Genomic DNA, 20,073 nt, shown 5'->3' with positions numbered 1-20,073 from the left:
GGTCCTCCATTTCTACACGGCCCCAGCCGTAGCGTCCCGCTACGGCTGGGGCCGTGTAGAAATGGAGGACCTGACCCCGGAGTGGGTTAGAAGGTGACGTCGAGGCGGGCGCCGAAGTAGCGCTGGAAGTCGCGCGGCGGCATCCATTCGGTGGTGTTGACCGCCACCGGCGTGTTCGGCGCTTTCGGGCTCCAGGTGCCGTTGGCGATCGCGTTGTTCAGGCCGGTCGCGTAGCGCTTGTCGAACAGGTTGTTGACCAGCACCGTGAACTTGTAGCGGTCCTGCTTGTCCTTCACTCCAAAGCTGACGTTGGTGATCGCGTACGCCCCCTGGATGGTGTTGGGGTCCTGGTTCAGCGAGAACTGGGTGCGGCTCTGGTAGCGCGTGGAGCCGGCGAGGAAGCCGTTGAAGCTGGCCGATGGCAGTATCAGGTCATACTGGCCGCCCAGGTTGACCTTGACCTTGGGCGCGTTCGGCAGGGTCTTGCCGGCCAGGTTTTGCACGAAGGTGTTGTTGTACTTGGGGTTCTGCGCGCAGCCCGGTCCCGGCGTGCCGGCCGTCCCGGCCGCGTTGATGACGTTGTAGCACGGCCCGTTCTCGAATTCCTGGATGGTGGCCTCGGTGTAGGCGAAGCTGCCGTTCAGCTGCAGCGCGCGCGTCACGCGCACGTTGCCTTCCACCTCCAGGCCTTGCGTGCGCAAGCCGCCGATGCTGTTCAGGCCGGTACGGAAGGTGCCGTCGTCGTCGAAGAAGCTGGACGATTGCTGGAAGTGCTTGAAGTCGGTCCGGAACAGCGCCACGCTGAACATCGCGCGGTTGTCCCACAGGCTTTGTTTCCAGCCCAGCTCGTAGCTGCGCGCGGTCTCCGGCGCCACCGCCGGCAATTTGGCCGTGGCCGCCGTGAAGCCCGAGGTCAGGTCGTAGGCCTTGCCCTTGTGGCCGGTCGAGGCCATGGCGTACACCATCGCATCCTTGTTCAGGCGGTGTTCCAGCCCCAGCTTGTAGGTGCTGCTCTTGTCGTTGTCGGACTTGGTGTAGAACTCGGTCAGCGCCTTGGCCTGCGGCGGCACCGTGTAGCGGCGGAAGTTGTAGCCGGTGTCCTCGTCGTTGTAGCGCGCGCCCACGATCAGGCTGGTGTCCGGACGGAAGTCCCACGAGCCCTGGCCGTAGATGGCCTTGCTGGTGTTCCAGGCGTCGGCGCCGTAGGCGGTGCCGTAGGCCTGGATCAGCGGCGCCTTGGTCAGCTCGCGCGTCAGCGCGTTCTTGCCGTACCACAGGCCGGCCACGTAGCGCAACGCGCCCTTGTCCGGCGAGGTCAGGCGGAATTCCTGGGTGGTCGATTTGACGTCGAAGTAGCCGTACTGGTACAGGCCGCCATGCATGCCGGTCGGCTGGCCATTCGGCAACAACAGGAAGGGCAGGATGTCGACGTCGGTGTTGTCGTTGTCCTGGTAATCGTCCATGTGGTATTGGCTGTAGGACGAGATGGAGGTTAGCGTGTGGCCCTTCAGCGGGCCGTTGTCGTCGAACGCCCAGTCCAGCTTGACGCCGGTGCCGGCGTCGTGGAACTTGCCGCCGGTCGGATAATCGTTGCGCACGTCGCGGTTGTCCGGGCCGATGTGGATGCCGGCCAGCACCACCGACGGCGGCAGCTGCGGCGCGTTGCGGTACAGCGCGCCCGGCGACATCGAGGTGAAGGCGGTCGAGCAGCAGAATTTCTCGGTGCGGTTGTAGTGCGGCGTCAGGGTCAGGGTCAGCTGGTCGAGCGGCTGCCATTCCAGCTTGCCGCTGAGGTTGTCGCCCTTGCTGCCGTTCAGTTTCTTGCCGGTGGTGAGGTTGTTGAGCGTGCCGTCGAAGTTGGTCTTGCTGGCCGCCACGCGCAGGCGCAGGGTGTCGGACACGGCGCCGCCGGTGCTGACGCCGACGCGCCATTCATCGTCGTTGGTGACGTAGGTGGTGGCGGTGGTCTTCCACGGACCGCCCAGCGGCTTGGTGGTGATGTTGATGGCGCCGGCGATCGAGCTCTTGCCGAACAGCGTACTTTGCGGGCCCTTCAGCACCTCGATGCGGCCGACGTCGGCCAGGTCCTTGAAGGCGCCGGCCTGCATGCCGAGCGGCACGTCGTCGACGATCACCGCCACGTCGGCCTCGACGCCGATGCCCAGCGAGAAGGTGCCAATGCCGCGCATGTTGATGCTGAAGTTGCCCGGCTGGGTGCCGTAGGACAGCGTCAGCGCCGGCGACAGGGCCGGCACGTCCTCCAGGTCGCGCACGTTGGCGCGCTGCAGGACGGCGTCGTTCAGCACGGTGATGGAGGCCGGCACGTCCTGCAGGTTCTGTGCGCGTTTGTTGGCGGTGACGATCACGGATTCCAGCTTGCCGCTGTCTTCCTGTTGCGCCATTGCCGCGCCGGCCAGCAGGGCAAGGGCGACGGCGGCGGTGATGCGCCGCGGTTGGGGTTGTTTCGTGTGCATGTGGTGTCTCCAGTGTTATAGGTTTTGGGTGCTTCAACTAGATGGTGGTAGCGCTTCCATCGCGGGTTAAAAAAACCGCCAGCACCAGGCTGGCGGGCCGTTTACTGACTGCTGACCTTGAGCGGCGCCTTCAGCTTTTGCGCGTAGCCGCGCACGTAGGCGTCCCAGGCGGCGGCGTCGGCGAAGTCGCCGCTCTTGCTCCAGCCGGCGCCGAAGTAGTAGACGAAGGGCTGGCCCGGTTGCGCCGTGCCCAGCGACAGCTGCTGCTTGTCGATCACGTCGAAGGCCTTGACCCCGGCCGGCAGGATCACGCCGCAGCCGATGCTGCCGTCGTCGCCGTGGGCGGGCTCCCAGTAGCTGTTGAAGTTATCGGCGCCGTCGGCGGTGTAGTGACCTTCGCCATCGCGCTGGACGATGCCGACGCCGACGTTCAACGGACCCTTGCGATTGCTGGCGAACTTCGTTTCAACGCGCGTCATGTTGGAACCGGCGTCGATCGAGAAGCGCTTCACTTCGGACACCGTGCGGCCGTTGCCGGCGTCGCAGGCGCCGTAGGTCAGCTCGAACACGGCACGCAGCGGGCCGTCGGCCAGCACCTTGTACCTGGTGAAGTTGGACGAGTTATGCAGCTTGCCATCATCGACGATGGTGGTGCCGCCGCAGCCGCGGCTCTGGCCCACGCTGTAGTAGTCCAGTCCTTCGCCCTCATCGTGGTGATACTCGCCGCGCTTGTACCACTTGTCGATCACTGGCGTGCGCACCTTCTTCACCCACACGTCGACACCGCTGCTGATCAGGTGCTCCTTCGGATCCTTGATGATGGCCGGACCGTACACGCGGTGCGCGGTGCGGTCGCTCTCCCAGGCGAAATCGTCGAGCCGTTCGGGCACGAAGCGCGCGTGGGTTTTCACGTCCGCCGGCGGCACGGCGGCCAGGCGTTCGGCCGGCAGCACCAGGTAGCGGCGCGTCTCGCCCGCCGCCAGGTTCACCGGGAACAGGATCTGTTTGCCGATCACTTGCGAGTTGACGATGGCCGAAGTGGCGGCGTCCATCACCACCGGCTTGCGCAGGCCGGGCGCCAGCGGCGCTTCCGCCAGCTCGTCGCCGCGCACGCCGCCGGTGGGATTGGAGACGCTCACCGTTCGCGGCTTGGTCTTTTCCAGCACCGCCATGCGATATACCTCGCTGCCGGCCAGCAGGAAGCCGCCGACGCCGTACACTTCGGTGAGATTCTCGTCGAAGACTTTGGGGGCCAGGCCGATAGGCTGGACGTGGGTCAGTTTGCCGTCCGGCTGCACGTTGGCCACCAGCGCGGTCCAGGCTTTCTGCACGGCGGGCTTGAAGGCCTTGGCGTCCAGCAGGCCCTGATTCACGCCCCAGGCGAAGGCATAGGTGTACAGCGCCGAGCCGCTCGATTCCTTCATCGGATAGGTGTCGGGATCGAGCAGGCTGGCGCGCCACAGGCCGTCCGGCTGCTGCAGGGTAAGCAGCCGGGCCGCCATGTCCCTGTATTGCTGGACGAAGCGCGGGCGCTCGTGATGGTTCTCCGGCAGGTATTGCAGCACGCGCACCAGGCCGCCCATCACCCAGCCGTTGCCCCGGCTCCAGTAGACCTTCTTGCCGTTGGCTTCGCGCTTGTCGAAGTAGTTGGAGTCACGGAAGTACAGGTGTTCTTCCTTGTCGTACAGGTAGTCCGAGGTCACCCACCATTCGCTGATGGCGAAATCGAGGTAGCGCTGGTCGCCGGTGATGGCCCACAGGCGCAGCCAGGCCGGCGGCGCCATGTAAAGCGCGTCGCACCACGACCAGCGGTCCTGGTTGCCCTTGACGGTGAATTCCAGCGAGCCGGTACGGCGGTTGGCGAGGATGTCGTCAAAGCTGGCGCGCAACAGCGCGATCATTTTCGGATCGCGCGTTTGCAGATACAGCTCGGCGTAGGTCTGGCCGACGATGTGATCGTCCGCGTGATAGTGATTGGGGCCGAGCTTCCAGTTGTTCTTCTCGCCCATGGCGATCATCGCATCGCGGTATTTGCTGTTGCCGGAGATGTTCGCCAGCGCCATGATGCCGTTGTAGCCCACCGCCTGCGTCCAGTCGTCCGGACGGTGCTTGCTTGGATTGGCCAACTGCCAGTCGGCCACGCGCTCCATGGTGGACAGCACGGCTTTAGGATTGATGGCGGCCGCCGGCGCCGCCGTCAGTGCGCTAGGCGCTTCGGCCGCAATGGCCGGCGCGGTCTGGAATATGGCCGCCACGGCGGCCAATACGGCAATGCGAATCTGTGATGATTTCATACGTCTCCTTTAGCCATCGTCATCCCGGCGCAGGCCGGGATCCATGCTGAGTACATCTCACCAGCGGCGTTCTATGGATCCCGGCCTTCGCCGGGATGACCGGGTTTTATTTGTACATGGGGCCTGCCGTCACGAATGGGCCGCCCTGATAGATGGTTGGTGCGTCGCCAGCCGCTGGATAATCCGCGCTATCCGGGAAATGGCCGGCGAATTCCGCGGAGCTGTGCTTGGGCACATAGCCCAGGTGCGAAGCGTATTTGTTGTCCCACCACTTGATGGCGTTGTTCGAGGTGCCGAAGGTGATGGTGTGACCCACGCGCGGCGTGAACAGCGAGCAGCGGATCAACTCGACCAGATCGTCGTAGGCCAGGTAGGTGACCATCATGCGCGGGTTCTTCGGCTCCGGGAACGAGGAGCCGATGCGCAGGCACACGGTCTCGGTGCCGAAGCGGTCGTAGTAGTAGCGCGACAGTGCCTCGCCGAACGCTTTCGACACGCCGTAGAAACCGTCCGGACGCAGCGGCATGCCGGCGTCCACCAGTTCGGTGGTCTTGTAGTAGCCCACCACGTGGCTGGAGCTGGCGTAGATCACGCGCTTGACGCCGCACTTGTGGATCGCCTCATACAGGTGATGCAGGCCGAGGATATTGGCATTCATGATCGGCTCGAACTTGTCTTCCACCGAAATGCCGCCGAAGTGAAGCACCGCGTCCACGCCTTCCATCATCTGCATGACTTTGTCGCGGTCGCCCAGGTCGCCAATCACGATTTCCTCGCCCTCGCGCGCCGGGCCGAGGTCCTTGACGTCGTTCAGGCGGACGATATTGGCCCAGGCCTTGGCGCGCTCGCGCAGGACGGTGCCCAGGCCGCCGCCGGCGCCGGTCAGCAGGATGCGGTTGAATGGTTTGGTAGTGGTCATGGTTGCTTTTGCAGGTTATGGTTAAACGTTTAATCGGCAGTATAGCGAAATTCTTCGTCAGGTCAATCGATTCGTCAAAAAGCCAGCTTTTTCCTGCCTTGTAAGTGTTTACCTTAGCAGCGAAATCACATACTATCTGTAAAACGTTTTCCAATAATAATCGAGACGACATGAAATTCATTTCCCTGACCTCCGCTGCGCTGGCCGTGATGACCGCGTGCGCACCCGCATCGGCGGCGCCGATGAACCGCATCGTTCAAGACAACGCTTATCAGCAACTGGATTTCTTCTTCAGGAAGCTGGTGGCGGAAAGGGAGAACATGGTGCTGGACGGCGCCTCGCCGTTCAAGAGCGGCGACAAGTTCTTGCCGGGGAAGGTGGCGGCGGGCCTGGGCCACGTGCTGCTCAACACCGCCAAGGACGATCCGTCGCTGGAGCAAAAGCTCAAGGATTATCGCGACATCGCCGACATGACGGTCGGCATGGACAACCACACCTGGGGCATTTATTACTACATCGGCGCGCTGGTGAAGCTGAAGGAGGCCGGCCTGCTGGAGCGTGCCGTCAGCCCGGCCACGCTGGAGAAGCTGCGCAAGCAGCTGGACTGGCGCACTTTCGTCACGCCGCAATGGGATCTGATCAACTTGCCGACCAATTACTATGGCGTGGCGTTCAGCATCGCGCGCTTGCGTATGATGATGGGTTGGGAAGACGACAGCGCAGGCAAGGTCCTGCTCGAGAAAATGCTCACGCATTACAAAAAATACTCCGGCAAGTTCGGCTTCTCCGACGAGACCGACGGCGAAGGACGCTTCGACCGTTACAGCATCCTGCTGATCGCGGAGATCTGCGAGCGCTTCCTGGAAACCGGCCTGCAACCGACCGCGGAGCTGAAAGGCTTGCTGCGCAAGGCGGCCGATATCGCGCTCAACGTCGCCAACACCGAGGGCCAGGGCTTCAGCTTCGGCCGCAGCCTCGGTCCATATGGCGAGACGGCGCTGGTGGAGATCCTGTCGGTGTCCGCCTATCTGGACGTGCTGACGCCCGAAGAGAAGCAGTACGCCTACGCCTTCTCCTCGCGCATCGCGGAACGCTACATGAACTTCTGGTACGACCCGGCGATGCACTCGCTGGACATGTGGGGCAAGGGCCGCCGCACCGATACCTATCGCGGCAAGCACCGCATCCTGGGCGAGAACTTCTCGCTGCTGCATCAACTGATCTACACCAACGATACCTGGAACAAGGCCGGCTTCAAGGACGTACAGCCGAAGGCGGATTTGCAGGCATGGCTGGACAAGAACCGCCCGCCATTCAGCACCACCATCTTCGCGCAGGGCGAGTATGACCGCGCGCTGTCCATTTTCCGCGACGGCCCGCATGTGGTGAGCCTGAACATGATCAACGGCGGCGTGAGCCAGCATGACAACAGTCCTTACTATCCGCTGCCGTTCGCGCCCGACATCGTATCCGGTGTGGCCGACAGCGGCGGCGCGCATCCTCAGTTGCTGCCCAAGTTCACCATGGCCGATGGCGCGCAGCTGATCGGCGCGGCGTGGATCAAGGACATCAAGACCGGCAAGGACGGCCAGCGCTACACCGTCAGCTATCGCCAGGACGAGCTGGATCGCCTCGGCAAGCGCTCGCCGGTCAAGGACGGCCGCATCAAGCTGCGCACCACCTACACGCTGGAACACGGCATGATGACCCGCACCGACGTCTACACGCCAGTGGGCGCGCAGGAGGTGGAGAAAATCTCGCTGGAATTCGCCTCGTTCTCGGACCAGGCCAGCATCAAGGACAATACGGTTACGTTCGCGCAGGGCGCCGTAAAGGAGTACAGTGTGAGCGGCTTGCAGCAATGCGAATTCGCACCGACCAACGGCAGCAAGGATTTCATGGCGCCGTATGGGCCGATGAAGACGCTGGTCACCTGCGGCACCGGCAAGCTGACCATGAAAGAACCATTGACGATCAAGTGGACCATCAAATACCAATAAGGAGACATGGATGCGACAAGTGTGGAAGCTGCTGCTGTTAGCAAGCTGCCTGACCGTGAATTTTGCGGCGACGGCGCAGGACGACCAGGCGCCGGGACAGGCGCAGGCCAACAAGGGCGCCAGCCCCCGCGCCGAACTGGCTAAGCAGCCGCCCACGCTGCAAAACATCTATGGCCGCCAGCCGCTGTCGTTGAATGGCCGCTGGAGCTACATCATCGATCCTTACGAAACAGGCTTCTACAACTATCGCCGCCAGCCGTTCGACCAGTCGGCCACCGGCGCCGGCGGCTTCTATGACGATCGCAAGCCGAAGGACAAGGACGATGCGGTCGAATACAACTTCGATGGTTCGCCCACGCTGGCGGTGCCGGGCGACTGGAACTCGCAAGCGTCCAGGCTGGAGTTCTACGAGGGCACGCTGTGGATGCGCCAGAAATTCAACGCCGCCCCCAAGGACGGCAAGCGCTACTTCCTCTACTTTGGCGCGGTCAATTACGAAGCCCACGTCTACCTCAACGGCAAGAAGCTGGGGAGCCACAAGGGCGGCTTCACGCCGTTCCAGTTCGAAGTGACCGGGCGATTGCTGAAGGGTGAGAACACGGTGGTGGTCAAGGCCGACAACACGCGCCACCAGGACGATATCCCGACCGTCAACACCGACTGGTGGAACTACGGCGGCATCACGCGCGACGTGCTGCTGGCCGAAACGCCGGACACCTACATCGAGGATTACCAGATCCAGCTGGCCAAGGGCGACATGGGCCGCATCGAAGGCCACGTGCAAATGGCCGGCGCAAAGCGCGCGCAGGACGTCACCATCTCCATCGCGGAACTGGGCGTGAAAACCACTGTGCGCACCGACGCCAACGGCCGCGCCGCGATCAGCATCGCCCTGCCGAAGAACAAGGTGCGCTACTGGTCGCCGGAAGATCCGAAGCTGTACAACGTCACCATCGCCGGCGCCACCGACACGCTGAACGACCGCATCGGCCTGCGCACCATCGAGACGCGTGGCCACGACATCCTGCTGAACGGGAAGTCGGTCTTCCTGCGCGGGATTTCGCTGCACGATGAGAATCCGCTGATCCCCGGCCGCCTGCGCGGCGAAGGCGACATGCGCATGATGCTGCAATGGGCCAAGGACATGAACTGCAACTACGTCCGGTTGGCCCACTATCCGCACAGCGAAGAGATGATCAAGCTGGCCGATGAAATGGGCTTGCTGGTGTGGGCCGAGGTACCGGTGTACTGGACCATCTCGTGGGAGAAGCCGGAAGTCTACGCCAATGCGAAACAGCAGCTGACAGACCTGGTCGTGCGCGACAAGAACCGCGCCAGCGTCATCATCTGGTCCATCGGTAACGAGACGCCGGTCAGCCCGGTGCGCACGGAGTTCATGGGCAAGCTGGCCGACACCGTGCGTTCGCTGGACCGCACACGTCTGGTCGGCGCGGCGCTGGAAGTGCATCGCACCGGTGACGTGGTGACGGTGGAAGACCCGCTGGCCGACAAGATCGACCTCGCCAGCTTTAACCAGTACGCCGGCTGGTACTGGTCCAACAACAAGGAGATGATGAAGTTCTCCTTCAAGGTCAATTACAACAAGCCGGTGCTGGTGACCGAGTTCGGCGCCGACGCGCTGGGCGGCTACCACGCCGACAGCGATACCAAATGGAGCGAGGAATACCAGGATCAGCTGTACAAGAACACCTTCAAGCTGCTGGAGGCGATTCCCGGCCTGCGCGGCATGACGCCGTGGGTGCTGACCGACTTCCGTTCGCCACGCCGTCCGCATCCATACTTCCAGGACTATTGGAACCGCAAGGGCCTGATCTCGGAGACCGGCAAGAAGAAGCAAGCCTTCTACACGCTGAAGTCCTATTACGAACAAAAACAACAACAGTACAAATGAAAAAACTCCATATCGTCGCGGCCGTAGCCGCCACCATCGCGTTCGCCGCACAAGCGCAGGACGCCCAGATCGACCGCAAGGTAGCGGACCTGATGAAGCGGATGACGGTGGCCGAGAAGGTCGGCCAGCTGCACCAGCTCTCCGGCCGCCAGTTCACCGGCCCGACCAGCAGCGCCTATGCCGACAAGCTGGCCGACATCCGCGCCGGCAAGGTCGGCTCCATGCTGAACGTGACCGGCGTGGCCGACACACGCGAAATCCAGGCGTTGGCGCTGCAATCGCGCCTGAAGATTCCGCTGCTGTTCAGCCTCGACGTCATCCACGGCTACAAGACCGTGTTCCCGGTGCCGCTGGGCGAAGCCGCGTCGTGGGACATGGAGGCGATCGAACTGTCCGCGCGCATCGCCGCCAAGGAGGCCGCCGCCGCCGGCATACACTGGACCTTCGCGCCGATGGTGGACGTGGCGCGCGATCCGCGCTGGGGCCGCGTGATGGAAGGCGCGGGGGAGGACACCTATCTCGGCTCGCGGATCGCCGCCGCGCGCGTGCACGGCTTCCAGGGCAAGAAGCTGGGCGCGACCGACAGTGTGATGGCCACCGCCAAGCACTTCGCCGCTTACGGAGCGGCCGTCGCTGGCCGCGACTACAACGCGGTCGACATGAGCGAGCAGCAGCTGCATGAGGTGTACCTGCCGCCGTTCAAGGCCGCCGCCGATGCCGGCGCGGCCACCTTCATGAATTCCTTCAACACGCTGAACGGCATTCCGGCCACCGGCAACGCCATGCTGCAGCGTGACATCCTGAAGGGGGCCTGGAAGTACAAAGGCTTCGTGGTCAGCGACTGGGGTTCGGTGCGCGAGATGGTGCCGCACGGGTATGCCGCCGATTTGTCCGACGCCGCCGTCAAGGCCATCAACGCCGGCAGTGACATGGACATGGAGGGCTATGCCTATACCCAGCATCTGGAGGCCGCCGTCAAGGCCGGCAAGGTGAAGATGTCCGTGCTGGATGACGCCGTGCGCCGCATTCTTTACAAAAAGTTTGAACTTGGCTTGTTCGACGATCCATACCGCTATTCCGACCCCGCGCGCGAAAAAACGGTGCTGAATGACTCGTCGCACCGCGCCGCCGCGCTGGACGTGGCGCAGAAATCCATCGTGCTGCTGAAGAACGAGAACAAGCTGCTGCCGCTGTCGCGCGACAGCAAGCGTATCGCGGTCATCGGCCCGCTGGCGGACTCGCAACGCGACCTGGAAGGCGGCTGGGTGGTGCAGGACAATCGCGCGCGCGTCGTCAGCATCGTCGAGGGCATGCGCGGTCACGCCGGCAAGGCGGAAATAAGCTACGCACAGGCCTGTGCCCCGGGCTGCGCGACCACCGAGGGTTTTGCCGAAGCCGTGGCCACGGCTTCGCGCGCGGACGTCGTGGTGTTGGCGGTGGGCGAAACCTGGGATATGAGTGGCGAAGCCAAGTCGCGCACCGACATCACGCTGCCGGGCCAGCAGGAGGCGCTGTTCACTGCGCTGAAGGCAACCGGCAAGCCTATGGTGGTGGTGATGCTGGCAGGCCGGCCGCTGGTGTTCAACACCATCGCGGACCAGGCGGACGCCATCGTTTATGCTTGGTTCCCCGGCAGCGAAGGTGGCAACGCGGTCGCCAGCGTGCTGTTTGGCGATTACAACCCATCGGCCAAGCTGCCGATCACCTTCCCGCGCAGCGTGGGCCAGATTCCGCTGTCCTATGCGCAGTACAGCACCGGGCGCCCGGTGACGGATGAGAAAAACGTGGTCTACAAGTCAGCCTACATCGATTCCGTGAATACGCCGCGCTACGCCTTCGGCCATGGTCTGAGTTATACCGACTTCAAATACACCGGCCTCACGCTGAGCAGCCCGACCATGACGCAAGGGCAGAAGGTCAGCTTGTCCTTCGACGTCTCCAACAGCGGCAAGGTGGCTGGCACGGAGATCGTGCAGCTGTATCTGCGCGACATGGTGTCGTCGGTGGTGCGGCCTTTGAAGGAGTTGAAGGGCTTCCAGAAAGTGCACCTGAAGCCGGGCGAGACGCGGCGCCTCAGCTTCACCATCGACCGCGACACGCTGTCCTTCTTCAACAGCCAGTTGAAGTGGGGCGCGGAAGCGGGAGATTTCAAGCTGATGGTCGGCAGCGCCTCGGACGACATCCGGCTTGAAGGATCGCTCAAGCTGACACAGTAGCGCTAGCGCATTTTGAGTATTTTCGTCAGCTCGCCGCTTTTTTCCAGCGCCTCGATGGCGCTGTTAAATTCGGCGACGCTGACCTGGCTCTTGCGCGAGACGGCGCACTTGGAGTTCACCTCGTACACCGTCAGCACGTGGGAGCCGGGCGGCAGGCTGCCATCCGCCATGTGGCGGTCGACGACGTAGCGCGGGGCGATCAGATAATCGAAACGCCTGGCCTGCCATTTGCGTATCGACAGCGCGGTCGATGGCGCGTCGTCGCGGATGTAGTCCTTGCCAATGATCTTCTCCAGTTCCGGATAGCGGAAGCCCAGCACCGTTCCCAGCCGCTTGCCGCGCAAGTCGGCCACGCTGGCGGGCGGCTTCACGCGTGGCGATGACACCACCACTTCGCTGATCGGGATGAAAGCCTGGGTCCAGTCCACGTCGCCGGGCAGCCACTCGGGCAGGTAGCTGCACAGGATATCGCCTTCGCCGGATTCCAGTGCGCGCATCAGGCGCGTGCGCGGCAGTTGGAGGTATTGCACCGGACGACCCAGCTGACGCGCCAGCGCCGCCCCCAGCCGGTCCTGGAACACGGAGGGCGGCTGAAAGCCGGAGGTGAGCCAGCCGTCGACCTTTTCGATGTAGCGTAGCGGTGCCTTGTCGGCGGCGTGCGCCGTGGTGGCGGTCAGCAGCAGGGCTGCGATCAAGCGAACGGTCAGCACATCAGCCCCTTCTGCATCTCGCTGACCTCTTCGCGCAGCCAGGCGCAGAAGTGCGTGATCTTGCTCATGCCTTGCTTGCCGCGGCTGATGATGACGCGGTAGCCGCGTCCATAGGGCGCGCTTTCGCACTTCACCATCTTCAGGATGCCGTTGCGCAGATCCTCGCTGGCGATGGCATGCGACACCAGCGCGATGCCCTGTCCAGCCACCGCCGACTGCACCATCACCGCGAAGTTGGTGTAGGCGCGCGAGAAGTTGTACTTGCCCTTCAGCGCATTGTTCTGGCGCAGCAGCGCGATCCAGGTGTCGGTGGTGAACTCGTGCAGCAGCGGATAGCGGTGCAGGTCGGCCAGGGTGATCTCGGTTTCGCCGGGAGGCAGCAACGATGGGCTGTACACCGCCACCAGCCTATCGTGGAACAGCAGGTCGGGATCGCCGGGCACCACGTCGTAGGTGCGCAGCGCGATGTCGGTGCTGCCGTCGTCCATGTTCACCAATTGATCACTGGAGTCGATGCGGATATCGAGGTCCGGATGCTGCTGCGTGAAGCGCGCGATGCGGGGCACCAGCCACTTGATCGCCAGCGAGTGCGTGGTCGAGATGCGCAAGATTTTTTCGTCATCGCCGGTTTGCAGGGCGGCGACCTTGGTATTCAGTTCCGCCAGCATGCGGCGCACGGTGGCGGCCAGCTCCTGCCCCTTCTCGGTCAGGGTGATGTGGCGTGGATGGCGCACGAACAGATCGAAGCCCAGCGCCTCTTCGAGCTGCTTGACCTGCAGGCTGATGGCGGCCGGCGTCTTGTGCAATTCCTGCGCCGCCAGCTTGAAACTTCCCCAACGCGCGGCGCAATCGAAATCGAGAAGGCCGGACAGGGAGCGCAACGGTTTTGTCATGACCTAGGATTTCTTATTCAAATAGCGAAAATAACTCGTTTGATAACACTTCAGTGGTAGCAGAAAATATAACCCATAAGCAGTTAAAACTCCATGAACAAGTTTTCTTTGAAGGAGAACGCCATGTCCACCGCCACTGTTTGCCATCCAACCGTCATTCGCACTTGCCCGACCCTGGTCGCCCGCTTCAAGGCCGAGTTGATCCGGCTCCTGTCCCAAATGGCCGCGCGCCGCTAAGCAATCAGGCCGGCGCGGTTGCGCGTTCGAGGGTGGTGAGCCAGTGGATGGCGTGTTCGCGGCTGTCGCCGCACATTTCCGCGGACGGCTGCAGGCCGCCACAGAAGGTGGGGCGCTCGGGTTGGCCGAAGATCAGGCACAGGTTGTTTTCCGCCAGCTGCACGCAGCGCACGCCGGCCGGTTTACCATGCGGCATACCGGGGATGGGGCTGGTGATGGAGGGGGCCGTGCAGCACGCGCCGCAGTTCGGCCGGCACTCCAGCGTGGAGGCGGTCGGGTTCATAGGGCCGATATTTTACCGCGCTTCGGCGCCGGCCAGCCATTTCGCCACTTCCCGCGCCACCCATGGGCCATCGTCCAGCGGCAGGTCATGCCCAGCGTTGGGATGCACGGCGTGCGGCGCTTGCCACGCGTGGGCAAGCCGCTCGGAGCAGCGTGGATCGACCAGTTGGTCGCCGGCGCTGCTCAATACCAGCAGGGGCACGGCGGGCTTGCGCGCCGGCGCGCGGAAGCGGGCGGCGGACAAGAGTTGACGCAACGCGTTGCCACGCGAGACCGGGAACTCGCGCTGGTATTCGAGCCAACGCGCCAGCAGGCCGGCGCGTTGTCCGGCGTCGCCGGCACGGCTGGTCAGGCGCAGGATCAGGCGTTCTTGATTCTCGATGCCGCCTTGCGCCAGCTGCTGCAATATCGATGGGTAGTTTTGCCAGCGAAGGCGCTGGTGGAAGCGGCTGAACGGACGCATGCTGGTGTTGATCAGCACGCAGCGCGCGATCTCCCGCGGGTAGTGGCTGGCCCACTCCACCGCCACCATGCCGCCCAGCGACAGCGCCAGCACTGAGTAGGGCGCCGGCACGCCACGCCCTCGCAGCTCGGCGCGGCAGAACTCCACCATCTGCGCCACGCTGGTCGGGCTGCGCATGGCGTGGCGCTGGCCGTTGCCCGGCAGGTCGGGTGTGATGATGTTCGTGTGCGGCAGCGCGTCTGCCAGTTCGCCCGGGAAGCGGCCCCAGTGGCGCTGTTCGCGCATCAGCCCACGCAGTAAGATCCAATTGCTCATGAGTGATACCACTGCGCCAGCGCGCGCCGATGCTGAACCTTGCGCGCCATGCCTTCCGGCGTCCAGCGTCCGTGGCTGCTGGCGGCGCGCATCAGGAAATCGAACAGGATCAGGTGCCGCCGCAGCACGCGCTGCAGGCGGTGGCGCGCGGTCGGGTTGAAGATGGCGATGCGGTCGAAGATCTGGCGCGGGTTCTTTTTCACCCACAACCACGAGCCCATTTCCAGCGTCAGCGGCAGGAATACGTTGTCGCTGTTGAGGTAGAGGTAGTCCCACAAGTCGCCGTGGGTCCGGTACTGGCGGCTCTGCGGCTCGAACACATAGTTGTGGTTCGGGTAGGCGGTGCTGAACAGCTCTTCCAGCGCGCTGATGTCGGCCAGGTGCGCGATTGGCGTGGCGGTGTGCGCGTGCGGGAACCAGATGCGGTCGCGCAGGCCGAAGCCGGAGTGGCAATCGAGCGCCATGCTGAATTGGCGCGACAGCAGCTCGCGTTCCACGATCTCGCACACGGCGCGGCTCTCCGGCTCCATCGGCGCGCCCTCGGCGCCGCGATACCAAGGCAGGTGATGGCTGTAGCGCTGCCCGCCCAGCATGAACGGTACTTTCTCCACCGCGCTCAGGGGCGCGTTGCGCATCAGGTCCACGCCTTGCGGGTTGCAGCGCGTGGCCTGCCACATGCCGCCCGGGTTCACCAGCGGCATGAACACCAGCCGCATCGATTCCAGCTGCTGGTGCAGCGTGGCGTCCCAGCGCAGCCGCGCCAGCAGGCTTTCCATGAACGACAGCACCACCTGTGTGCCGATGCGTTCCAGCCCGTGGATGCCGCCGAAGAAGCCCAGCGCCGGCACGTCCGGACTCGGATTGCCCAGCGCGATGGTGTAGACCGGGAATTGGCGGCCGTCCATGGCCACCGTGCAGGAAGTGCCAACTTCGAGATGCCGTCCGCCTTCGTCGATCAGGCGTTTGAGGGTGATGAGTTCGGGCAGATTCTTCTCGGGCATGGCAAGCGACGCAAAAAGATATGACCAGTTAGTGTAGCCGATTGCTAGCGCGCCGTCGCCGCCAATTCCAGCAGTGTTTCACGGAAGGTGGCGACCAGCGGCCGCAGGTTCACGCGGTGCCACGCGGCCCACAGCGCCGCGCGATAGCTGAACCAGGGCAGCTCGCGCAGCACCACGCCGGGCGGCGCCTGATGGCGCAGGCCTTGCTGCACCAGCGCCACGCCCAGGCCGGCGGCCACCAGTCCCAGCGCGGTGGTCGGCTCGCTGGCCTCCATCTTGATGTTGGGCGTGAAGCCGGAGCGCACGCAGGCCGCCACAAAGTTGTGATGATGGTCGCCGGTTTCCTGATGACGCACGACGATGAATTCCTGCCCGGCCAGGTCGTCCGGCTTCAGCTGCTTCACCGCGCACAGCGGATGCGCTTCCGGCAGCGCCAGGATCATCGGGTCGCTGAGGATTTGCGCGCCTTCCAGATCGGGATCGCCGGCCGGCGGCGGATCGCACACCAGCGCGATATCGAGGCTGCGCTGGCGCAGGCCCTCCAGCTGCTCGGACGAGTGCAGGCTATACAAGGCCACGTGCACGTTTGGCCGCGTGGCGCGCAACGCCCGCAGTCCGGCCGGCAGCACGCCGCCGTGCATGGCGTTCTCGATGTAGCCGATGCACAGGCCACCCTCGTCGCCACGCCCGAGCCGCCTGGCCAGCCCCTCCAGCCGCGAGGCGTGGGTGAGGAAGGCCTGCGTCTCGGCCAGGAAGGTGCGGCCGTCGCGGGTCAGGCGGATGCGCTGCTGGCTGCGTTCGAACAGCGTCAGTCCCAGCTTTTCCTCCAGCTGGGCGATCTGCCGGCTCAGTGGCGATTGCGAGATGTGCAGGCGCTCGGCGGCGCGGCCCACGTGCTCCTCCTCGGCCACGGCCACGAAGTATTGCAGTTGGCGGATGTCTAACATTTGAGACCTCAGTAGACTTAAGTTGTGCAAATTATGTCTTGGACAGTCTGATTCGGTCAACCTAAACTGGCATCACTTTCTTCATTTACCAAGGAAATCAAGATGAGTATCCGTCACAAACTACAGGGCAAGCTGGGCTTCGGCACGGCGCCATTGGGCAATATGTTCCGCGACATCCCGCACGACGAGGCGCTGGCCACGGTGGATGCGGCCTGGCGGCAGGGCATCCGCTACTTCGACACCGCGCCGCTGTACGGTGCCGGCCTGGCCGAACTCCGTCTTGGCGAGGCGCTGGCTCGCCACAAGCGCGAGGACTATGTGCTGAGCACCAAAGTCGGCCGCGTGATTCTGGACGAACTGGAAGACCCGGCCGCGCGCGACATGGGCGAAAAGGGCGGCGTGTTTGAACATGGCCTGCGCAACAAGATCCTCAACGACTACAGCGCCGACGCCACGCTACGCTCCATCGAGGACAGCCTGAAACGCCTGAAGACCGATTACCTCGACATCGTCTACGTGCACGACGCGGCGCAGGATTTCTACGGCGACGAATGGCTGGCCCAATTCGAGATCGCCCGCACCGGCGCCTTCCGCGTGCTGGACCGCCTGCGCGATGAAGGCGTGATCAAGGCCTGGGGCCTGGGCGTGAACCGCGTCGAGCCGCTGGAGCTGACGCTCGATCTGAACGAACCGAAGCCGGATACCTTCCTGCTGGCCGGCCGCTACACGCTGCTCGATCATGAGCGCGCGCTGCAACGTCTGCTGCCGGCGGCGCGAAAGCGCGGCGTCGACATCGTGGTTGGCGGCCCATACAGCTCGGGCATCCTGGCCGGCGGTACGCACTTCGAGTATCAGAAGGCATCGCCGGAAATTGTGGCCCGTGTGGAGCGCATCAAGGCCATCGCGCAAAAACACGACATCAGCGTGAAGGCGGCGGCTTTGCAATTCGCGCTGGCCCATCCGGCGGTGGCGGCGGTGATACCGGGCGCCAGCCGTCCGGAGCGTATCGCGGAGGATCACGCGGCGCTGAACGAAGCCATTCCACCCGCGTTCTGGCAAGAGATGCGCGAACAAAAACTGGTGGCCGCCGACGCGCCGTTGCCGACCGACAAGGAGTAAGACATGAGTATTCCCGCATTAGGACTGGGCACATTCCGCCTGCAGGGCGAGGTGGTGACCGATTCGGTACGCAACGGCCTGGAAGCCGGCTACCGCGCGATCGACACCGCGCAAATCTATGGCAACGAGGCGGAGGTTGGCGCGGCGATCGCCGCCAGCGGCGTGCCGCGTTCGGAGCTGTTCATCACCACCAAGATCTGGATCGACAATCTGTCGCGCGACAAACTGGTGCCCAGCCTGAAGGAGAGCCTGGCCAGTCTGCGCACCGATTACGTGGATCTGCTGCTGATCCATTGGCCCTCGCCTGGCGGCGCGGTGCCGGTGAAGGAATTCATGACGGCGCTGGCGGAAGCCAAAGAGCAGGGGCTGACGCGCCAGATCGGCGTCTCCAACTTCACGGTGGAGCTGATGCGGCAGGCTATCGACGTCGTCGGCGCCAAGGCGATCGCCACCAACCAGATCGAGCTGCATCCGTATCTGCAAAACCGCAAAGTGGTGGCGTTCGCGCGTGAGCATGGGATCCACGTCACGTCCTACATGACGCTGGCCTACGGCAAAGTGCTGGGCGATCCGGTGATTGAAAAGATCGCCGCGCGCCATGAGGCCACGCCGGCGCAAGTGGTGCTGGCATGGGCTATGAAGCTGGGCTACGCGGTGATTCCATCGTCCACCAAGCGCGCCAATCTGGACAGCAATCTGAAAGCGCTCGATCTGAACTTGAGTGACGAGGACATGGCGCTGATCGCCGCGCTGGAGCGCAACGGCCGTCTCACCAGCCCGGAAGGCCTGGCCCCGGCCTGGGACTAAGCCTTATGACGGCACACCAGCGCGATCTGCTCCCGCAGCCAGCGCTGGGCCGGATGGGCATCATTGCGGCGGTGCCAGTGCAGCACGAACGGCACCGGCGCCAGCGTGATCTCCTTCGGCAGCGACAGCAGCGCGAGCTGCTCGCGCAATCCGCTGCCCTGCACGGCACCCTCCATCATGGTTGCCAGCAGGTCGCTGTTGGCGACGATGGAGGGGGCCGCGTACATCTGCGGCAGCGTGACGGCGATATCGCGCTTGCGGCCGAGTTGCGTCAGCACAGTGTCGACGTGGCCCACACCGTCGCCTTCCGGCGATACCAGCAAGTGCTGGCAGGCGAGGAAGGCATTCAGCGTCATTTTCTTTTTGGTGAGCGGATGCTTCTTGCGCGCCACGCACACAAAGCGTTCTTCAAACAGCGGCATGGTCGGTATGCGCGGCGTGCTGCCGCCCGGCACGCCGATGGCGGCATCGGCTTCGCCCGCGTCCAGCAGCGCGAGCGCTTCGTCGCGCGCGGTGAATGACTTGACGCGCAACTTGATGCCCGGCGCCAGTTGCGACAACCGCTTCTGCAGCGCCGGCAGCACCGCAAACGCCGGATGGTCGGACAGCCCGAGTGTGAAGCGGATGGCGGAATGGCGCGGATCGAATTCCTGCGTGAACTCCAGCGTGCGCTGGATGCTGGACAGCGCTTCGCCCAGTGGCGCGGCCAGTTCCAGCGCGCGCGGTGTCGGCTGCAGACCGCTGGCGCTGCGCACGAACAGCTCGTCCTTCAGCAACAGGCGCAGTCGCGACAGCGCGGCGCTCATGGCCGGCTGCGTGCGGCCGATGCGCACGCCGGCGCGCGTGACGTTACGCTCGTACATCAGGGCGTCGAAGGCCACCAGCAGGTTAAGGTCGATTCCATGAAGATCCATGGCATGGATAATACCGCATATTCATTATCGATTGGACTTGCGTGGTGCGGCGGCGCTACAGTGAACGGGTGACTTACTTAGATAGGAACCCATCATGACCATGCAGGAAAACGGCCTGACCACGGCCCAGCAGCAAGCAATTGAAAACCTCTACCGCGCCTTCAACGAACACAATCCCGGCCTGCTCGACCTGGCGGTGACGGCGGACTGGCAGGACATTCCGCTCGGCCCCGGGCAGCAGCCGGGCAGGGACGGCATGCGGCCGATCGTCGCCATGTTCACCGCCGCCTTCCCGGATGTGAAGATTACGATCCACGACATCTTCGGCCGCGACGGGCGCGCGGCGGTGCGCGCGGAGATCACCGGCACGCATCGCGGCGAGTTCTTTGGCATTCCCGCCACCGGCAAGCCAATCGCGATCGCCATCCACGAGTTTCATCACCTGACGGAGGACCGCATCACCCACACCTGGCATCTTGAGGATTGGTTCGCGATGCTGAATCAGGTGGACGCGTGGCCGCCGCGCTGATATATTTGGCGCATTCACACATGAGGTATTCGTCCGATGCG

The 20,073-nt window shown here is 63.9% G+C and carries 16 protein-coding genes; 6 read left to right on the top strand and 10 right to left on the bottom strand.

Annotation, left to right across the window (positions count from 1 at the left end; all coding sequences use genetic code 11):
- Window positions 1-86: 86 nt before the first annotated feature.
- From FHW83_RS19835 to FHW83_RS19825, 3 genes are all read right to left on the bottom strand, one after another.
- The gene (locus tag FHW83_RS19835; RefSeq protein WP_176648070.1) at window positions 87-2,474 is read right to left on the bottom strand and encodes a TonB-dependent receptor; all 2,388 of its coding nucleotides are present in this window, start codon (window positions 2,472-2,474) and stop codon (window positions 87-89) included.
- A 101-nt stretch (window positions 2,475-2,575) separates the two neighbouring features.
- Complete coding sequence (locus FHW83_RS19830; protein ID WP_176648069.1) at window positions 2,576-4,768, bottom strand: glycoside hydrolase family 88 protein; 2,193 nt, start codon at window positions 4,766-4,768, stop codon at window positions 2,576-2,578.
- 106 nt (window positions 4,769-4,874) lie between these two features.
- The gene (locus tag FHW83_RS19825; RefSeq protein WP_176648068.1) at window positions 4,875-5,687 is read right to left on the bottom strand and encodes an NAD(P)-dependent oxidoreductase; all 813 of its coding nucleotides are present in this window, start codon (window positions 5,685-5,687) and stop codon (window positions 4,875-4,877) included.
- Between the two features lie 170 nt (window positions 5,688-5,857).
- Between FHW83_RS19825 and FHW83_RS19820 the strand changes: the two genes are divergently transcribed.
- Genes FHW83_RS19820 through FHW83_RS19810 form a run of 3 tightly spaced genes read left to right on the top strand, consistent with a single transcriptional unit; the run spans window position 5,858 to window position 11,815 of the window.
- Complete coding sequence (locus FHW83_RS19820; RefSeq protein ID WP_176648067.1) at window positions 5,858-7,687, top strand: hypothetical protein; 1,830 nt, start codon at window positions 5,858-5,860, stop codon at window positions 7,685-7,687.
- A gap of 10 nt (window positions 7,688-7,697) precedes the next feature.
- Window positions 7,698-9,599: a glycoside hydrolase family 2 protein gene (locus FHW83_RS19815; RefSeq protein ID WP_176648066.1), complete on the top strand. Its 1,902-nt coding sequence runs from the start codon at window positions 7,698-7,700 to the stop codon at window positions 9,597-9,599.
- On the top strand, window positions 9,596-11,815 hold the full coding sequence (locus FHW83_RS19810) for a glycoside hydrolase family 3 N-terminal domain-containing protein (protein ID WP_176648065.1): 2,220 nt from the start codon (window positions 9,596-9,598) through the stop codon (window positions 11,813-11,815). Before FHW83_RS19815 ends, FHW83_RS19810 begins: the two co-directional genes overlap by 4 nt.
- 2 nt (window positions 11,816-11,817) lie before the next feature.
- Here FHW83_RS19810 and FHW83_RS19805 read toward each other — a convergent pair whose 3' ends face one another.
- From FHW83_RS19805 to FHW83_RS19780, 6 genes are all read right to left on the bottom strand, one after another.
- Window positions 11,818-12,525 (bottom strand): transporter substrate-binding domain-containing protein, encoded by a 708-nt coding sequence (locus FHW83_RS19805; RefSeq protein WP_176648064.1) that lies wholly within the window; start codon window positions 12,523-12,525, stop codon window positions 11,818-11,820.
- Window positions 12,519-13,418: a LysR substrate-binding domain-containing protein gene (locus tag FHW83_RS19800; RefSeq protein WP_176648063.1), complete on the bottom strand. Its 900-nt coding sequence runs from the start codon at window positions 13,416-13,418 to the stop codon at window positions 12,519-12,521. The genes FHW83_RS19805 and FHW83_RS19800 overlap by 7 nt, the downstream gene beginning before the upstream one ends.
- Window positions 13,419-13,659: 241 nt before the next feature.
- On the bottom strand, window positions 13,660-13,938 hold the full coding sequence (locus FHW83_RS19795; RefSeq protein WP_176648062.1) for a YkgJ family cysteine cluster protein: 279 nt from the start codon (window positions 13,936-13,938) through the stop codon (window positions 13,660-13,662).
- A 12-nt stretch (window positions 13,939-13,950) separates the two neighbouring features.
- The gene (locus FHW83_RS19790; RefSeq protein ID WP_176648061.1) at window positions 13,951-14,715 is read right to left on the bottom strand and encodes an alpha/beta fold hydrolase; all 765 of its coding nucleotides are present in this window, start codon (window positions 14,713-14,715) and stop codon (window positions 13,951-13,953) included.
- Window positions 14,712-15,716 (bottom strand): M14 family zinc carboxypeptidase, encoded by a 1,005-nt coding sequence (locus FHW83_RS19785; RefSeq protein WP_176648060.1) that lies wholly within the window; start codon window positions 15,714-15,716, stop codon window positions 14,712-14,714. The genes FHW83_RS19790 and FHW83_RS19785 overlap by 4 nt, the downstream gene beginning before the upstream one ends.
- Window positions 15,717-15,760: 44 nt before the next feature.
- On the bottom strand, window positions 15,761-16,663 hold the full coding sequence (locus FHW83_RS19780; protein WP_176648059.1) for a LysR substrate-binding domain-containing protein: 903 nt from the start codon (window positions 16,661-16,663) through the stop codon (window positions 15,761-15,763).
- Window positions 16,664-16,765: 102 nt separating this feature from the next.
- On the opposite strand from FHW83_RS19780, the gene FHW83_RS19775 reads away from it, so the two are divergent.
- Entirely contained in the window at window positions 16,766-17,782 is a 1,017-nt protein-coding gene (locus FHW83_RS19775) for an aldo/keto reductase (RefSeq protein ID WP_176648058.1), read from the top strand.
- A 3-nt stretch (window positions 17,783-17,785) separates the two neighbouring features.
- Window positions 17,786-18,589, top strand: coding sequence for a 2,5-didehydrogluconate reductase DkgB (dkgB, locus tag FHW83_RS19770; protein ID WP_176648057.1), 804 nt, complete (start codon window positions 17,786-17,788; stop codon window positions 18,587-18,589).
- Here dkgB and FHW83_RS19765 read toward each other — a convergent pair.
- Entirely contained in the window at window positions 18,586-19,503 is a 918-nt protein-coding gene (locus FHW83_RS19765; protein WP_176648056.1) for a LysR family transcriptional regulator, read from the bottom strand. The genes dkgB and FHW83_RS19765 overlap by 4 nt on opposite strands.
- 94 nt (window positions 19,504-19,597) lie before the next feature.
- On the opposite strand from FHW83_RS19765, the gene FHW83_RS19760 reads away from it, so the two are divergent.
- Complete coding sequence (locus FHW83_RS19760; RefSeq protein WP_176648055.1) at window positions 19,598-20,032, top strand: ester cyclase; 435 nt, start codon at window positions 19,598-19,600, stop codon at window positions 20,030-20,032.
- The last annotated feature ends 41 nt before the right edge of the window (window positions 20,033-20,073 follow it).

It is taken from the genome of Duganella sp. SG902, from assembly GCF_013376005.1.
Taxonomy (GTDB): domain Bacteria; phylum Pseudomonadota; class Gammaproteobacteria; order Burkholderiales; family Burkholderiaceae_D; genus Rugamonas.
The sequence above is the reverse complement of the archived record's forward strand: the minus strand, read 5'-3'. Positions and strand labels throughout refer to the sequence as shown.

Bases quoted from the DNA above. Each gene is read 5' to 3' on its own strand.
- FHW83_RS19835 (WP_176648070.1), bottom strand. From the start codon at position 2,474: ATGCACACGAAACAACCCCAACCGCGGCGCATCACCGCCGCCGTCGCC.
- FHW83_RS19830 (WP_176648069.1), bottom strand. From the start codon at position 4,768: ATGAAATCATCACAGATTCGCATTGCCGTATTGGCCGCCGTGGCGGCC.
- FHW83_RS19825 (WP_176648068.1), bottom strand. From the start codon at position 5,687: ATGACCACTACCAAACCATTCAACCGCATCCTGCTGACCGGCGCCGGC.
- FHW83_RS19820 (WP_176648067.1), top strand. From the start codon at position 5,858: ATGAAATTCATTTCCCTGACCTCCGCTGCGCTGGCCGTGATGACCGCG.
- FHW83_RS19815 (WP_176648066.1), top strand. From the start codon at position 7,698: ATGCGACAAGTGTGGAAGCTGCTGCTGTTAGCAAGCTGCCTGACCGTG.
- FHW83_RS19810 (WP_176648065.1), top strand. From the start codon at position 9,596: ATGAAAAAACTCCATATCGTCGCGGCCGTAGCCGCCACCATCGCGTTC.
- FHW83_RS19800 (WP_176648063.1), bottom strand. From the start codon at position 13,418: ATGACAAAACCGTTGCGCTCCCTGTCCGGCCTTCTCGATTTCGATTGC.
- FHW83_RS19795 (WP_176648062.1), bottom strand. From the start codon at position 13,938: ATGAACCCGACCGCCTCCACGCTGGAGTGCCGGCCGAACTGCGGCGCG.
- FHW83_RS19790 (WP_176648061.1), bottom strand. From the start codon at position 14,715: ATGAGCAATTGGATCTTACTGCGTGGGCTGATGCGCGAACAGCGCCAC.
- FHW83_RS19785 (WP_176648060.1), bottom strand. From the start codon at position 15,716: ATGCCCGAGAAGAATCTGCCCGAACTCATCACCCTCAAACGCCTGATC.
- FHW83_RS19780 (WP_176648059.1), bottom strand. From the start codon at position 16,663: ATGTTAGACATCCGCCAACTGCAATACTTCGTGGCCGTGGCCGAGGAG.
- FHW83_RS19775 (WP_176648058.1), top strand. From the start codon at position 16,766: ATGAGTATCCGTCACAAACTACAGGGCAAGCTGGGCTTCGGCACGGCG.
- dkgB (WP_176648057.1), top strand. From the start codon at position 17,786: ATGAGTATTCCCGCATTAGGACTGGGCACATTCCGCCTGCAGGGCGAG.
- FHW83_RS19765 (WP_176648056.1), bottom strand. From the start codon at position 19,503: ATGGATCTTCATGGAATCGACCTTAACCTGCTGGTGGCCTTCGACGCC.
- FHW83_RS19760 (WP_176648055.1), top strand. From the start codon at position 19,598: ATGACCATGCAGGAAAACGGCCTGACCACGGCCCAGCAGCAAGCAATT.